This is a genomic window from Isoptericola sp. NPDC019693 (genome assembly GCF_044389085.1).
Lineage (GTDB): Bacteria > Actinomycetota > Actinomycetes > Actinomycetales > Cellulomonadaceae > Isoptericola.
In genome coordinates, this window is sequence record NZ_JBIRXP010000005.1 from 95,940 (window position 1) to 110,544 (window position 14,605).

General features: G+C 76.6%; 12 protein-coding genes. 5 read left to right on the forward strand and 7 right to left on the reverse strand.

Annotated features, from left to right (window positions below; translation table 11 throughout):
- Window positions 1-84: 84 nt before the first annotated feature.
- Window positions 85-414 (reverse strand): LysM peptidoglycan-binding domain-containing protein, encoded by a 330-nt coding sequence (locus tag ACH436_RS15590; protein ID WP_430561114.1) that lies wholly within the window; start codon window positions 412-414, stop codon window positions 85-87.
- A gap of 276 nt (window positions 415-690) precedes the next feature.
- Here ACH436_RS15590 and lexA point away from each other — a divergent pair, with 276 nt between their 5' ends.
- Window positions 691-1,518, forward strand: coding sequence for a transcriptional repressor LexA (lexA, locus tag ACH436_RS15595; protein ID WP_430561115.1), 828 nt, complete (start codon window positions 691-693; stop codon window positions 1,516-1,518).
- A gap of 64 nt (window positions 1,519-1,582) precedes the next feature.
- Here lexA and ACH436_RS15600 read toward each other — a convergent pair whose 3' ends face one another.
- From ACH436_RS15600 to hflX, 3 genes are all read right to left on the reverse strand, one after another.
- Window positions 1,583-2,542 carry an L-lactate dehydrogenase gene (locus tag ACH436_RS15600; RefSeq protein ID WP_430561116.1) on the reverse strand — a complete coding sequence of 320 codons (960 nt, stop codon included), beginning with the start codon at window positions 2,540-2,542 and terminating at the stop codon, window positions 1,583-1,585.
- A gap of 9 nt (window positions 2,543-2,551) precedes the next feature.
- Window positions 2,552-4,612, reverse strand: coding sequence for an ATP-dependent DNA helicase (locus ACH436_RS15605; RefSeq protein ID WP_430561117.1), 2,061 nt, complete (start codon window positions 4,610-4,612; stop codon window positions 2,552-2,554).
- Window positions 4,613-4,772: 160 nt separating this feature from the next.
- Window positions 4,773-6,347: a GTPase HflX gene (gene hflX, locus ACH436_RS15610; RefSeq protein WP_430561118.1), complete on the reverse strand. Its 1,575-nt coding sequence runs from the start codon at window positions 6,345-6,347 to the stop codon at window positions 4,773-4,775.
- Window positions 6,348-6,502: 155 nt separating this feature from the next.
- Here hflX and ACH436_RS15615 point away from each other — a divergent pair, with 155 nt between their 5' ends.
- Window positions 6,503-7,105, forward strand: a complete 603-nt coding sequence (locus tag ACH436_RS15615; protein ID WP_430561119.1) for a class I SAM-dependent methyltransferase — start codon at window positions 6,503-6,505, stop codon at window positions 7,103-7,105.
- A gap of 31 nt (window positions 7,106-7,136) precedes the next feature.
- On the opposite strand, the gene dapF is transcribed toward ACH436_RS15615, so the two are convergent.
- Both dapF and miaA read right to left on the reverse strand, forming a co-directional pair.
- Window positions 7,137-8,072: a diaminopimelate epimerase gene (gene dapF / locus ACH436_RS15620; protein WP_430561120.1), complete on the reverse strand. Its 936-nt coding sequence runs from the start codon at window positions 8,070-8,072 to the stop codon at window positions 7,137-7,139.
- Window positions 8,069-9,106 carry a tRNA (adenosine(37)-N6)-dimethylallyltransferase MiaA gene (miaA, locus tag ACH436_RS15625; protein WP_430561338.1) on the reverse strand — a complete coding sequence of 346 codons (1,038 nt, stop codon included), beginning with the start codon at window positions 9,104-9,106 and terminating at the stop codon, window positions 8,069-8,071. The genes dapF and miaA overlap by 4 nt, the downstream gene beginning before the upstream one ends.
- 223 nt (window positions 9,107-9,329) lie before the next feature.
- Between miaA and ACH436_RS15630 the strand changes: the two genes are divergently transcribed.
- The 3 genes from ACH436_RS15630 to ACH436_RS15640 are packed head-to-tail and all read left to right on the forward strand — an operon-like array spanning window position 9,330 to window position 13,779.
- Entirely contained in the window at window positions 9,330-9,833 is a 504-nt protein-coding gene (locus tag ACH436_RS15630; protein WP_430561121.1) for a YbjN domain-containing protein, read from the forward strand.
- Complete coding sequence (locus ACH436_RS15635) at window positions 9,830-11,779, forward strand: HSP90 family protein (RefSeq protein WP_430561122.1); 1,950 nt, start codon at window positions 9,830-9,832, stop codon at window positions 11,777-11,779. The genes ACH436_RS15630 and ACH436_RS15635 overlap by 4 nt, the downstream gene beginning before the upstream one ends.
- Window positions 11,776-13,779, forward strand: a complete 2,004-nt coding sequence (locus ACH436_RS15640) for a hypothetical protein (protein ID WP_430561123.1) — start codon at window positions 11,776-11,778, stop codon at window positions 13,777-13,779. Before ACH436_RS15635 ends, ACH436_RS15640 begins: the two co-directional genes overlap by 4 nt.
- 25 nt (window positions 13,780-13,804) lie before the next feature.
- Here ACH436_RS15640 and ACH436_RS15645 read toward each other — a convergent pair whose 3' ends face one another.
- Window positions 13,805-14,509, reverse strand: coding sequence for a hypothetical protein (locus ACH436_RS15645; RefSeq protein ID WP_430561124.1), 705 nt, complete (start codon window positions 14,507-14,509; stop codon window positions 13,805-13,807).
- Window positions 14,510-14,605 lie beyond the last annotated feature (96 nt).

The window sequence follows — 14,605 nt, forward strand, 5'->3', positions numbered from 1 at the left end:
GCTCCGGACCGGCGCCCGGCTGCCCGACAAGGTAAGCGGCGGGCGACCGTCCGCGCAAGCAGGGCTCCGCCGCCCCGGCGCACGTCAGTCCAGCGGGAGCACCACGACCTGGCCCGCCTGGAGCTCCGCCGTGGTCAGGCCGTTGAGGTCGCGGAGCTGGGCGACGACGTCCCGCAGGTCCTCGCCCGAGTCGCGCACCTGCTGCGCGTACTGCCAGAGCGTGTCGCCGGGGGCCACCGTCTGGAGCCGCACCTCGACGCCGGCCCCCGGGGACCCGGCCATGGCGCGCTGGCCGAACAGCCCCGCCCCGACGAGCACCAGGAGCACGAGCGCGGCGACAACCACCCGCCCCCGCCCGGTCAGCCGGAGCCCTCCGAGCCCGAGGAACCCGTGAGCGTCGCTGGTGCTGCGCACGTTCTGCATCGTCCTGCCTCCGGTCGGTCCACGTGGGTGCCGCGCCTGGCGGCGGGCCCGTCGAGCATCCGGTCCGTCGAACATCCGTTCGTCGAACACCTGTACGTCGAACTGCTGTACTAGGTGTACCACGACGAGGCGACACGGTCGAGCCCCGATCGAACAGATGTTTGATGTCGGGCGCGAACTGGCCTAGAGTGGCGGCAGCGCGATGGAAGGTTTGTCGGATTTCATCGGCCCGCCCGCGGGCCGCGCCCCTGGAGGACGGAGAACGCGATGACGAGCGGACGGGACCAGGCGCCGGCGTCCACGAGGGCGGCGACGTCGTGGGTCGGCCAGGACGAGACCCCCGAGGACGCGGCCACGACGGCGGGGTCCTCCTCGACGGCGCTGGCCTCGGTGAGCGAGCTCTCGCCGGCCGCCGACCGGCTGACGCCGCGCCAGCGGCGGGTCCTCGAGACCATCCGCAGCTCGGTGGAGGCGCGCGGCTACCCGCCCACCATGCGGGAGATCGGCGAGGCCGTCGGCCTCGCGAGCCCCTCCTCCGTCAAGCACCAGCTCACCACGCTCGAGCGCAAGGGCTACCTGCGTCGCGACCCGAACCGTCCGCGCGCGATCGAGGTCGTCGACCCGGAGACCTCCGCGACCGACGGTGCCGCCTCGGACGCCGGCGACGCGCCCGGCTTCGTCGCGGGCTCCGTCGCCGCGTCCGACGCGCAGCCGGCGCAGGCGCCGTCCTACGTCCCGCTGGTCGGGCGCATCGCCGCGGGCGGCCCGATCCTCGCCGAGCAGGTCGTCGAGGACGTCTTCCCGCTCCCGCGACAGGTCGTCGGCGACGGCGACCTCTTCCTGCTCAAGGTCGCGGGCGACTCGATGGTCGACGCCGCGATCTGCGACGGCGACTGGGTCGTCGTGCGCAGCCAGCCGGTGGCGGAGAACGGCGAGGTCGTGGCCGCGATGATCGACGGCGAGGCCACGGTCAAGACGTTCAAGCAGGCCGACGGGCACACCTGGCTGCTGCCGCAGAACGCGGCCTACTCCCCCATCCAGGGCGACGAGGCACAGGTGCTCGGTCGGGTCGTGGCGGTGCTGCGCAGCCTCTGAGCCGCGCCGACCCCGTCGGCAGCCTGCCGTGCCCGGGGCACGGCAGGCTGCGGTCGCGTCACGGTCAGAAGCCCAGCCGGCGCTGCACGGCCCGCATGCTGTCGGCCGAGGTCCGCAGCCCGGCGATCTCCTCGTCCGACAGGGGTGTGTCGATCGTCTCCGCCACACCCCGTCGGTCGACGAGCGACGGCACCGACAGGCAGACGTCGCTGATGCCGTAGAAGTCGTCGAGGCGTGAGGACACGTTCATCACGCGGTGCTCGTCGTTGAGGACCGCCTCGATGATCCGGGTCGCCGCCAGGCCGACGGCATAGTTGGTCGCCCCCTTGCCGGCGATGACGCGGTAGGCCGACTCGACCACGTCGGTCGCGATGCTCTGCCGGGCCGGCTCGTCGAGCGGCGGGCGCCCCCGGAAGGGCCGCCAGTCGAGCAGGGGTACCCCGGCGATCGTGGCGGAGCTCCACAGCACGATCTCCGAGTCGCCGTGCTCACCGGCGATGTTCGCGTGCACGTTGCCGACCGCGACCCCGCAGTGGCGGGCCAGCGCGTCGCGCAGACGCGACGAGTCCAGGACGGTCCCGCTGCCGAACACCCGCCCCCGCGGCAGTCCGCTGATCTCCTGGGCGGCATAGGTGACCACGTCGACGGGGTTGGTCACCATGAGGAACACCGCGTCCGGGGCGACCTCGAGGAGGCCCGGCAGGATGGACCGGGTGAGGCCGACCGTGGCCTCGGCCAGGTCGAGGCGGCTCTGGCCGGGCTTCTGCTTGGCCCCGGCCGTCACCGCGACGATGTCGGCGCCCCGGCAGACCTCGACGTCGTCGGAGCCGTCGATCTCGGCCTGGGGGATGAACATGCCCCCGTGCCGCAGGTCGAGCACCTCGGCCTCCACCTTCGCGCGGTTGACGTCCAGGAGGGCGACGGACCGCGCCGCACCCCTGGCCAGCGCCGCGTACGCGAGGGTGGAACCCACGGCGCCCGCGCCGACGATCGCGAGCTTGGTCGTCCTGCGTGTCTCGTTCACGGCCCCACGCTAGGTGTCGAGGCGCCGGAGCGCAGCACGGACGAGCTCCCCGTCCGTGGTCGGCCAGAAGTCCGGCATCGAGCGGGTGAGGAAGGTCCCGTAACGAGCGGTCGCGAGGCGCGGGTCGAGGACGGCCACGACGCCGCGGTCGTCCCCCGTGCGCACGAGCCGGCCGGCCCCCTGGGCCAGGAGCAGCGCGGCGTGCGTCGCCGAGACCTGCATGAACCCGTTGCCGCCCGCCTGCTCCACCGACCGGGCCCGCGCCGCCTTCACCGGGTCGTCCGGGCGCGGGAACGGGATGCGGTCCACGAGGACCAGCTGGCAGCTCGGCCCGGGGACGTCCACGCCCTGCCACAGCGAGAGCGTGCCGAACAGGCAGGTCGCCGGGTCGTCCGCGAACGCCTTCACCAGGGTGGGCAGCTGGTCGTCCCCCTGGCACAGCACGGGCACGTCCAGGCGCTCGCGCATCGCCTCCGCGGCGGCCGACGCCGCCCGCCGCGACGAGAACAGCCCGAGGGTCCGCCCTCCGGCCGCCTCGATCAGGCCGGCGATCTCGTCGAGCTGCGCGTCCGTCGTCGGCTCGCGGCCGGGGGCGGGCAGGTGCCGCGCGACGTAGAGGATGCCCTGGCGCGGGTAGTCGAACGGGCTGCCGACGTCGAGACCCGACCAGTCCGCCGTCTCGTCGGAGCCCCCCGACCCCGCGAGGCCCAGCGAGCGCGCCACCGGGTCGAACGTGCCGCCGAGCGTGAGGGTGGCCGACGTGAACACGCCGGTCGCCTCGCCGAGCAGGTGGGTGCGGATGAGCCCGGCCACCGCGAGCGGCGCGGCGTGCAGCCGCGTGACCCCGTCCCCGGCCCACGGCGCGTTCTCCGGCGGGCGCGAGCACCACAGCACGTCCGCCGTCGTGTCCTCGGCCGCCATCCGCTCCGCGACCTCGAAGAGCTGCAGGACCGCGGACTGCGCCATCTTCATGCCCGCGTCCGGGGCCTCCTGCCCCTTGGCCCCGCCCTGGGGCTTGAGACGGGTGAGGAGCTCGCGCGCCGCGTCGCGCACGCCGCCCACCGCGGCACGCAGGTCGTCGGGCAGGCCGAGGGGGAACCGTTCCGCGGGCGCGGTGGCGAGCAGGCCGCCCAGGCGCTGGGCGGCGGCGTCGAGCGCCTCGGTCTCGGTGCCGCCGTGCCGCCGCGCGAGCCGCGCGGCGTGGTCCACCACGGTCAGCGACAGGTCCACGGTGGCGGCGGCCGTCACACGCTCGGCAAGCTCGTGCGCCTCGTCGACGACGACGGCGTCGTGCTCCGGGAGCACGCCGGGGTTCCCGGACACGGCGATGCCGAGCATCGCGTGGTTGGTGACGACGACGTCGGCCTCGCGCGCCGCGGCGCGGGCCCGCTCGGGGAAGCACTCCGCGAGGAGCGGGCACCGCTGGCCGAGGCACTCCAGCGCGGTGACGGAGACCTGGCGCCAGGCCTTGTCGGGCACGCCGGGCACCAGGTCGTCCCGGTCACCGGTGTCGGTCTCGTCGGCCCAGGAGTGCAGCCGGCGCACGTGGTCGGCGAGCGTGGCGGCGTCGTCGGGCCGCCCGCCCCGCCCGCGCGGGCCAGGAGGCGCCGGGTGCTGCTCGGCCCCGGCTCCCTCGCCGGGGCCGGGGTCGGCGGGCAGGTCGAAGAGCGTCGCGCCCTCGACCGGGTAGCCGCCGGTCACCTTGTGCTTGCACAGGTAGTTGTGCCACCCCTTGAGGAGGGCCACCTTGGGCGCGCGGGGCAGCTTCGGCCCCACGGTCTCGGCGACCAGCGGCAGGTCGCGCGTCACCACCTGGCGCTGCAGGGCGAGCGTGGCCGTGGAGACGATGACCCGCTTGCCGTCGACGACCGCGTGCCGCACGGCCGGGACGAGGTAGGCGAGCGACTTGCCGGTGCCCGTGCCGGCCTGGACCAGGAGGTGCCGGCCGTCGTCGACGGCCTCCGCCACCGCCTCCGCCATGCGGCGCTGACCCTCCCGGCGTCCGCCGCCGAGGGCCCCCACCGCCAGGTCGAGAAGCTGCGGGGCGTCGGGAGCGTCGGCGGAGGTCACCCGACGATCCTAGGGCGACCCGCCGACCGCCCCGGGCCTCGCCCACAGCTCCGCGAGGTCGAGCCACGCGGAGCCACATGAAGCCACATGAAGCCGCACGCAGCTCCGAGGGATCACGGCGAGCCGGTGGCGCGCGACCTCGGCAGGGACGGAGCGGCGGTCAGCCCGCGACGGCGGCGAGCCGGAGCTCGGCCGCGAGCGCCTCGTCGACGCGACCCCGCAGGCGAGTGCCCTCGGCGAGGTGCTCCTCGGCGACCGCGCCTCCCGCCTCGTGCACGCGGTGCACCAGGTCACCGCGGGAGTACGGGACGACCAGGTCGATCTCCACGTGCGGCTGGGGCAGCTCGGCCGCGATCAGCTCCCGCAGCTCGGCCATGCCCTCGCCCGAGTGCGCGGACACCACGACGCTGCGCCGCTCGCGGCGCTGCACCCGGCCGACGACCGCCGGGTCCGCGACGTCGGCCTTGTTGAGGACGACGACCTCGGGCACGTCGGCGATCCCGGGGATCTCGGCGAGCACCTCGCGCACCGCGGCGATCTGACCCTCGGGGTCCGGGTGGGAGGCGTCGACCACGTGCAGCAGCAGCGCGGCGTCCCCCACCTCCTCGAGCGTGGACCGGAACGCCTCGACGAGCTGGTGCGGCAGGTGCCGGACGAACCCGACGGTGTCCGTGAACGTGTAGGGGCGGCCGTCTTCGGTGCGGGCCTTGCGGACGGTCGGGTCCAGGGTCGCGAACAGCGCGTTCTCGACGAGGACGCCGGCGTCGGTGAGCGCGTTGAGGAGCGACGACTTCCCGGCGTTGGTGTAGCCGGCGATCGCCACGTTGGGCACGCCGTGCCGCTTGCGGTCGAGGCGCTTGGTCTCGCGGCCCGGCGCCATCGCGGCGATCTCGCGACGGAGCTTGGCCATCCGGTTGCGGATCCGGCGGCGGTCCAGCTCGATCTTCGTCTCACCGGGGCCGCGCGAACCCATGCCCGCGCCCTGGCCGCCCACCTGGCCGCCGGCCTGGCGGGACATCGAGTCGCCCCAGCCGCGCAGGCGCGGCAGCAGGTACTCGAGCTGCGCCAGCTCGACCTGGGCCTTGCCCTCCCGCGACTTGGCGTGCTGGGCGAAGATGTCGAGGATCAGCGCGGTGCGGTCGACCACCTTGACCTTGACGATGTCCTCCAGCGCACGGCGCTGGGAGGGCGCCAGCTCGGTGTCCGCGACGACGGTGTCCGCGCCGACGGACGCGACGACCTCCGCCAGCTCGGCCGCCTTGCCGGACCCGAGGTAGGTGCCGGGGTCGGGCTTCTGGCGACGCTGCAGCAGCCCGTCGAGGACCTGCGAGCCGGCGGTCTCGGCGAGCGCGGCGAGCTCGCGCAGCGAGACCTCCGCCTCGCGGGCCGCGGCCTCGCCGCCGGAGTACAGGCCGACGAGCACCACCCGCTCCAGGCGGAGCTGGCGGTACTCGACCTCGGTGACGTCCTCGAGCTCGGTGGACAACCCGGCGACGCGGCGCAGCGAGATGCGCTCCTCGAGGTCGAGCTGGTCGCCGTCGTGGGTGGTGTGCACCGTGGCGCCCTCGGACCGCGCCGTCCCGGCCCGCGCGAGCACCCGTGCGACGACGTCCTGCGCGATCGCCTGGGCGTCGCGCTCGGCCTCGCGGCGCGCGTCCACCGAGGCGTCGGCGCCGGGAGCCCCGGCGGTCTCGTCGGCCTGCGGGGTGTCGGGGTTGGTCGGGGTGTGGGTCAAGGTGTGCCTCTCGGGTCGGGGTCGGCGGTCCGGCCGCCGCATCGGTACAACAAGGGTCCCACGCGAGAACGTCCCGGCGGAGAGTTTTTCCCTGGGCGGACGGCCCGCGCACGACGGCGGACGACGGTGCGACGGGCGCGACCTAGGATCGCCGGGTGAGCGAGCAGCCCGACCACTACTTCACCGCGCAGCCGGCCTCGGCCGCCGAGCGCCGTCGCGCCGTCGTCGAGCTCGCCGGACGAGAGGTCGAGGTGGACGTCGCCTCCGGCGTCTTCTCGCCCGGCGGCGTCGACAAGGGCACCCGGGTGCTCCTGGGCGAGGTGCCCGCTCCGCCCGCCACCGGCGACCTGCTCGACCTGGGCTGCGGCTGGGGCCCGATCGCGCTCTCGATGGCGATCGCCTCCCCGGGAGCCACCGTGTGGGCCGTGGACGTCAACGAGCGTGCGCTCGATCTCCTGCGCACCACGGCGGCACGCCTCGGCCTGGAGAACGTGCGAGCGGTGCGCGCCGAGGACGTGCCGGACGACGTCCGGTTCGCGGCGATCTGGTCGAACCCGCCGATCCGGGTCGGCAAGGCCGTGCTGCACGACCTGCTGGGCACCTGGCTCCCCCGGCTCGCGCCGGGCGCACGGGCGTGGCTCGTGGTGCAGAAGAACCTGGGCTCGGACTCGCTCGCCCGCTGGATCGAGGCCGAGCTCGGCCGCGACGTCGAGCGCGCGTCCTCGTCCAAGGGCTTCCGGGTGCTGCGGGTCGGCTGACGCCGCCCCCTCACGGTCGCCCCGAACCCCGTCAGAGGTCCGCGAGCTCCGTCTCGCCGCTGAACACCAGCTCGGCCGGACCGGCGAGCTCCACGTGGCCGCCGTCGAGCAGCCGGACGCGCACCAGCCCGCCGGGGACCTCGACCTCCCAGACGTCCGGCACCGGGCCGTCGGACCCCGCCGCGGCCCACGTCCGCACCGCGAGCGCCGCGGCGCACGCGCCTGTGCCGCAGGACTGGGTCTCCCCCACGCCGCGCTCGTGCACGCGCATCCGCACGTGCCCGACCGCCCGCCCGTCCGGGTCCACCGTCTCGGCGAGCGGCACCACGAGCTCGACGTTGGTCCCCTCGGGGGGAAGCGGGTCGACCTCGGGGGCACGCGTCAGGTCGGCCTCGGCGAGCTCGGACGCCCGTGCGAGGGCGACGACGGTGTGGGGGTTGCCCAGGTCGACGCCGAGCGCCGGGCGCGGGGCGTCCCAGCCGCGCACCAGCACGGCGGCGTCGGCGCCGCGCGCCGCCGCCTCCTGCCCGCCGGGCAGCGCCCACGGCCCCATGTCGACCGCGTACCAGCCGCCGGGCTCCTTGCGGACCCGGCGCACCCCGGCGCGGGTGCCGAGCGCGAGCTCCTGCCCGTCGTCGAGGTCCGCGAGGCCGAGCTGCTCGGCGAAGGCCGTGAAGACGCGCACGCCGTTGCCGCACATCTGCGCGACGGAACCGTCGGCGTTGCGGTAGTCCATGAACCAGATGGCGGCGGGCTCCTCGGCCAGCACGCGGTCGGCGACCGCCTCGCCGGCGCGCGCGACGGCCGCCGTCGGCGCGAGCCGGATGACCCCGTCGCCGCCGATCCCGGCGCGGCGGTCGGCCAGGCGCCGCACCTGGTCCGGGGTGAGCTCGAGGTCTCCCCGCGTGTCGGCCAGCAGCACGAAGTCGTTCTGGGTGCCGTGACCCTTGGTGAAGCGCAGCGTCATGAGCCCAGACTACGGCGCACGGGCGCCGTCCCCGGCTCCGGCAGCCCCCCGTCGTCGGCGGCGCGGACCACCGCGAGCGCCTGCTCGAGCAGGTCGGGCGACCCGGCGTCGAGCCAGTGCACGCGGGGGTCCCGCCCGAACCAGCCCATCTGCTTGCGCGCCAGCCGTCGGGTGTTGGCGACGATCGCCTCGCGCGCGGCGTCCATCGTGAGGTCCCCGCGCCAGCACGCGAGCAGCTCGGCGTAACCGACGGCGCGCGCCGCCGTCGTGCCCAGGCCCGCGCCCGTGCCGCCCTGCTCCGGCGACGCGAGCGACCGCACCTCCTCGACCAGGCCCTCGTCCCACATGCGGTCCACCCGCCCGGCCACGCGCGCGTCGAGCACCTCGCGGTCGCAGTCGAGACCGATCTGCACGGCCGGGCGGACGTGCTCCTGGCGGGGCAGGTTGGCGGTGTACGGGCGGCCCGTCAGCTCGATGACCTCCAGCGCGCGCACGATCCGGCGGGTGTTGTGGGGGCCGATCGACGCCGCGGCGTCGGGGTCGAGGCGGGCGAGCTCGTCGTGCAGCGCCCGCCGCCCCTCCCGCTCGGCGCGCCCCTCCAGGCGGGCCCGGAGGTCCGGGTCGGTGCCGGGGAAGTCCATGTGGTCGAGCAGCGCGCGCACGTACAGGCCCGAGCCTCCGACGACGACGGCTCGCGCGCCGCGGGCCGCGATCGCGTCCAGGTCCGCGCGCGCGGCCTGCTGGTAGCGCGCCACCGAGGCGTCCTCGCGCGGGTCCAGCACGTCGAGCTGGTGGTGGACGATCCCACGCCGCTCGGCGAGCGGCACCTTCGCCGTCCCGACGTCCATGCCCCGGTAGAGCTGGAACGCGTCCGCGTTGACGATTTCGGCGGCGGCCGCCCCGCGCCGGCCCTCCTGACGGGCATCGCGCCGGGCACTGCCGTCGGAGGCGCCGTCCGGCGACAGCGCCTGCGCCAGCTCGAGCGCGAGGTCCGACTTGCCCGTCGCCGTCGGGCCGACGACGGCGACCACCACGGCCGTGCCGGACGGGGTGCCGAACGAGGTGCCGGAGGTGCTCCCGGGGGCGGCCGAGGTCGGGTGCGCTGCGCTCACGCCCACGACCCTAGCCCGCCGTCCCGGACCGCCGGCCTCGCGCCGCCCACGGCTGTCGGACCGCCTGGTTAGGGTGTCCTGCGCCACCCGACGACGCCCGGCGCACCGGTACGCGTGCGCCCGGCCCCGCACAGGACGAGGACCCATGGCCTTCTTCACCAAGCCCACCGACGCGGCGCCCGCCGCCCCCGCCCCGCTCACCCGGGACCGGCTCGAGGCGCTGATGACGCGCCGCGAGTGGTACTTCGGGATCGACGACGACGGCGACCTCGGCGGGGTCTGGGACGACAACACGTTCTACTTCCTGCTCGTCGGTGAGCCGAGCGGCATCCTGCAGATCCGGGGCCGGTGGAGCCGCACGCTCCCGGTCTCCGAGCTGGGGACGCTCACCGCGCTCCTCAACGAGTGGAACGTGGGACGCATCTGGCCCAAGGTCTTCGCCCGCCCGGAGGACGACGGGTCGGCCGTCGTGGTGTACGCCGAGGTGGCCACCGACCTGCGCAGCGGCGCGAACGACGAGCAGCTCGAGCGCATCGTCGACTGCGGGCTCGCCACCGGTCTGTCGTTCTTCGAGCTGCTGGACGAGCGCTACCCCGCCGCCGAGGGGGCCGAGGACGCGGCCGCGGCGGCGTCGGGCGACGCGCGGTGACCAGCGGCACCGACGCCTTCCAGGTCGACCTGCGGGGCCTGGTCGAGCTGCTGAGCCGGCACCTGTACTCCAGCCCCCGCGTCTACCTGCGCGAGCTGCTGCAGAACGGCGTCGACGCGATCACGGCGCGCCGCGCGCTGGAGGCCGACGCGCCCGCGCGGGTGCTGCTGCGGCCGCTCGACGACGGCGGGCTCGAGGTGCACGACACGGGGGTGGGCCTCACCGCCGACGAGGCCCGCGACCTGCTCGCCACCATCGGACGCAGCTCGAAGCGGGACGACGGCCGGGAGCCCGGCACCGCCGACCCGCTCGCGGGCGTGCTCGGCAGCGGGCGCGGGGACTTCCTCGGCCAGTTCGGGATCGGCCTGCTGTCGGCGTTCATGGTCGCCGACGAGATCGACCTCGTGTCGCGCTCCGCGCGCGACCCGCAGGCCCCGCCCGTGCGCTGGCGCGGCTACGCCGACGGCCGGTACGAGCTCACGGAGCTCGACCCCGCCGACCCGGCAGCCCCCGCCGAGCCCGGGAGCGTCGTGCGGCTGCGCCCGCTGCGCGACGCCGAGCACTGGCTCGAGGCGGACACGGTGGCGGCCCTCGCGGCCGACTTCGGCGGGCTGCTGCCCGTCGACGTGTCGGTCGAGGTGCGGCTGGAGGACGGCAGCACGGCACGCCGCCGCCTCAGCGGCGGCGAGCTGCCGTGGCGGACGGCCTACGCGGACGAGGCCGAGCGCGCGCGGGCCCTCGCCGCCTACTGCGAGCGCACGCTCGGCTTCACGCCGCTCGCGCACGTCGACCTCGACCTGCCGGTCGCTGGCCTCACCGGCGTCGCGTTCGTGCTGCCGGCCGCCGTGGCCCCGACGACCGCGGCGCACCACCGGGTCTCGCTCAAGCGCATGCTCCTCGGGACGGGCGTGGAGAGCCTCCTGCCCGAGTGGGCGTTCTTCGTCCGCTGCGTCGTCGACGCGTCCGCGCTGCGGCCGACGGCGTCGCGCGAGGGCCTGTTCGAGGACGACGTCCTGTTCGCCACCCGGGAGGCGCTGGGCGAGCAGGTCCGCGCCTGGACCCTCGACACGCTGGCCGAGCCGTCGCCCCTGGCACGGTCGTTCCTGTCGACCCACCACCTGGCCGTCCGCGCCCTCGCCGTGCAGGACGACGCGATGCTCGACCTGGCCGCCCGGGTGCTGCCGTTCGAGACGACGGTCGGCACGCGCACCCTCGCCGACCTGGCCGAGCCCGCCGACGGCGAGCCGCCCGCGGGGGTGCTGTGGACGACGAGCGTCGAGGAGTACCGGCGGGTCGCCGCCGTGGCCGCGGCCCAGGGCCTGCCGGTGCTCAACGCGGGCTACGTCTACGACGCCGACCTGCTGGCCCGCGTCGCGCGCCGGCGGCCGCGATGGCGCCTCGCCCCCGTGGCCCCGGGCGACCTGGAGGCCGTGCTGGGCGAGGTGGAGCCGCTCCGCGAGCTCGAGGTGACCGACGCCCTGGTCGCGCTCGGCCACGACCTCGCCGACCAGGACTGCGACGTGCAGCTGCGGGTCTTCTCGCCGCCCGAGGTGCCGGCCATGCTGCTGACCGACCGCGACGGGGAGCACGCCCGCCAGGTCCGCGAGACCGCGGCGCCGGTCGGGGACGCCACCGACGTGTGGGGCGCGGTGCTCGCCGGCCTCGCCGGACCCGCCCGGGCGCGCCGGCTGGTGCTCAACGACGCCAACCCGACGGTCCGTGCGCTGCTCGCCGCCGCCGACGCCCCGGTCCGCGCCGCGGGTGCCCGCTCGCTCTACGTCACCGCGCTGCTGGCCTCGGGCCGGCCGCTGGCCGGAGCCGAGGCGGGCCTGCTCGACGACGCCCTGCGCACCCTGCTCGAGCGGGCCCTGCCCGCGCCCGACGGTGCGCCCCACGCCGCGCCCGACACCACGCCCGACACCGAGACCGAGGACGACGCCCGATGACCCGCACCCTGGACGAGGCGAACCGCGCCGTCTCCACGATCATGAGCATGCCCTACGGCGTCGCCCGCAGCGCCGCCGCGGAGCAGGAGGCCGCCCGCATCACGGCGGAGGGTCCCGACGAGGCGCGCGCCTACGCCCTCTTCGCGCTGGTGGACTCCTACACGTCGACGCCCGAGGCGGAGAAGGCCTTCCTGCCCTTCACGCAGCTGGTGCGCTGGTGGGACGAGCGCCCCGAGCTGTTCGACGGCAGCGACACCCACTCCCTGTTCTGGTCGTTCAAGTGGATGGTCGGGCTGCTCGCACGCTTCCCCTCCGTCCCCACCGCCCAGCTCGACGCGACGCTCGACGACATGGAGCGCCGGTACGCGCTCGCCGGGAACGGGACCAGCGCGGTGGCCGGCGAGCGGTTCGCCTGGCTGCGGGCCCAGGGCGCCCCCGGCACCGAGGAGGCGTACCGCACCTGGATCACCACGCCCCGGGACTCCTTCTCCGACTGCGCCGCCTGCATGCCCGCCGGCCAGGCCGAGTACCTCGCGGAGACCGGACGCGTCCAGGAGGCGGTCGACGTCCTGCGCTCCGCCGTCGCCTCCGGTGCGACGTGCGGCGACGAGCCGGCGGGGATGGAGTCCCTGCTGGAGCTGCTCCTGCTGGACCTGGGGGACGCCGCGGGCGCCGCGGCCGCGCACCGCAGCGCGACGAGCCACCTCGAGGCCGCGGTCTCGAAGGAGGTGGCCGTGGCGCGGCACGTGGAGTTCCTGGCCCGGACCGGGCACGCCGAGCGCGCCCTGCGTCTCCTCCACGCCTTCCCGGACCACCTCACGGTGTCCGACTCCCCGGGCGAGAAGCTCGCGGTGCTCACCCACGTCGCCGTCGCCACCGGGGTGCTGCGCGAGACGCACGCCGCCACGACCGTCGAGCTCGCCGGTGTCCCGGCGCGCACGGTCGCCGAGCTCGACCGGTGGGCGCGGGACCAGGTCGCGCCGATCGCCCGTGCCTTCGATGCCCGGCACGGCACGGACCGGCACGCCCGCCTGCTCGACGCCGCGTGGGAGCGGCAGTCGCGGCGCCTGCCCGTCGAGCTCGGCGTGCTCGCCGCCGCCGAGCGTGCTGCCTCGGCCGCCGCCGCGGCGTCGGGCGCGCCGGACGCCGCGCCCGACGCCGTGCCCACGACCCTCGCGGGGTCCGACGCCGGCTCCCCCGCGGGCGTCGACCTCGCCGGCGTCACGGGCGGGCGCCCCGACGCCGACCCCGTCGCCGCCGCCCTCGCCCGGGCGGAGGTCGAGCCGGACCCCGTCCAGGCGTCCGCGGCGTACCTCTCGGCCGCCCGCCTGGCCGAGGAGGTCGGCCGGCTGGAAGACGCGGGCTTCGCCCTGGCGGAGGCCGCGCAGGTGGCCGCCGGCCTGGGTGACGACGAAGGCGCCGTCCCGGCGTTCACGCGGGCCGTCGACCTGCTCCGGGCCGCGGGGAGCGACCCCGCGTACGTCGGCCCCGTCGTGCGCGCCGCGGCCGCGGTCCGGGCCCGCACCGGCGAGCCCGAGGCCGCGCTCGTCGCCGTCGAGCGGGTGCTCGACGACCTCGCGCGCCCCACGGACGGCGGGTCCGGTGCGCCCGGCCCCGCGCCGGCGGAGGAGCTCGCCGCGCGTCGCGCCGCGTTCGTCGCCGCCGAGGAGCGGCAGCTGCGCGACGTGCGGGCGCGCCTCGTGGCGACCGCCGGTCAACACGTGGAGGCGGCGCGTCAGGCCGAGACGGTGGCCGAGGAGTTCGGCCGCGCCGGCCTGCCCTTCGACGCCGCCCACGCGTTCTGGCTCGCGGGCAGCGCGCTGCGGGCCGCCGGGGACGCCGCCGGGGCGGTGGACCCGCTGCGGGCCGCCCTCGAGGGTCTGGCGTCGGTCGGCGCGCGAGCGGACCTGACGAACGTCGCGGACGAGCTCGTCGACACCCTGCGGGGCCTGGGCCGGGCCGAGGAGGCGGACGCCGTCGCGGCGTCGCTCGTGCCCTGACGGTGCCGGCCCGGGCCGGTCGAGGTCAGCCGGCGCGCCCCTCCGCGACCTCGTAGGACGCCGGCAGGTGCTCGTGCCCGCCCGGGACGGCCGTCACGTGCCAGGACCACCGGCCGGGTGCCACCGCGGCGTCCAGCGCCGCCGCGACCCCCGGGGCGAGCAGCACCGCCGCGGGGGCCGCGTCGCCGGACGACCCGTCGCCCGGTGCCGGGTCGCCGGGCGGCGCGCCGGGGGTCCCGGGGGCCGCGCCCCCTGCGACGACGACCCCGGCGGCGCGGCGCAGCGCGGTGACGCCGGCGGTCGCCGGGGCGGCGCCTGCGGGCACCTCGAGCACGACGACGTCGGCCCGCCCGTCCGCACCGGCCCGGCGCAGCGCGGCGCCCAGCGCGACGAGCGCCACCGACGCCGGGACGTGCGCGGGCGGCGCCGGGTCAGGACCCGACCCGGCCCAGGCGGCCACCGCCGGCACCCAACGGTCGGCGACGCCCGCCCCCGCGAGCGACGGCCGGCGCCGACCGAACCCGCCGGCCGAACCTCGCGGGGCGGGCGCCAGCACGACGAGAGGTGCGTCACCGTCGCGGCCCGTCGCGGCCGGGGCGACGGCCGCGAGCACCAGGCGGTCGAGGGCCGCGTCCACCGCACGCCGTACGTCGCCGAGGCGGTCGGCACCGCCGCCCGCACCGGGCACGAGCAGGGCGGATCCGGGCAGGACGACGGCACGGGCTGGCACGCGACCAACCTACCCGCGCGGCGGTCCGACACGCGGCGTGGCCTGCGGAGCCGTCCGCCGGTCGTGGGCGCCCGAGCCCAGCGGGGGACCCGGCGT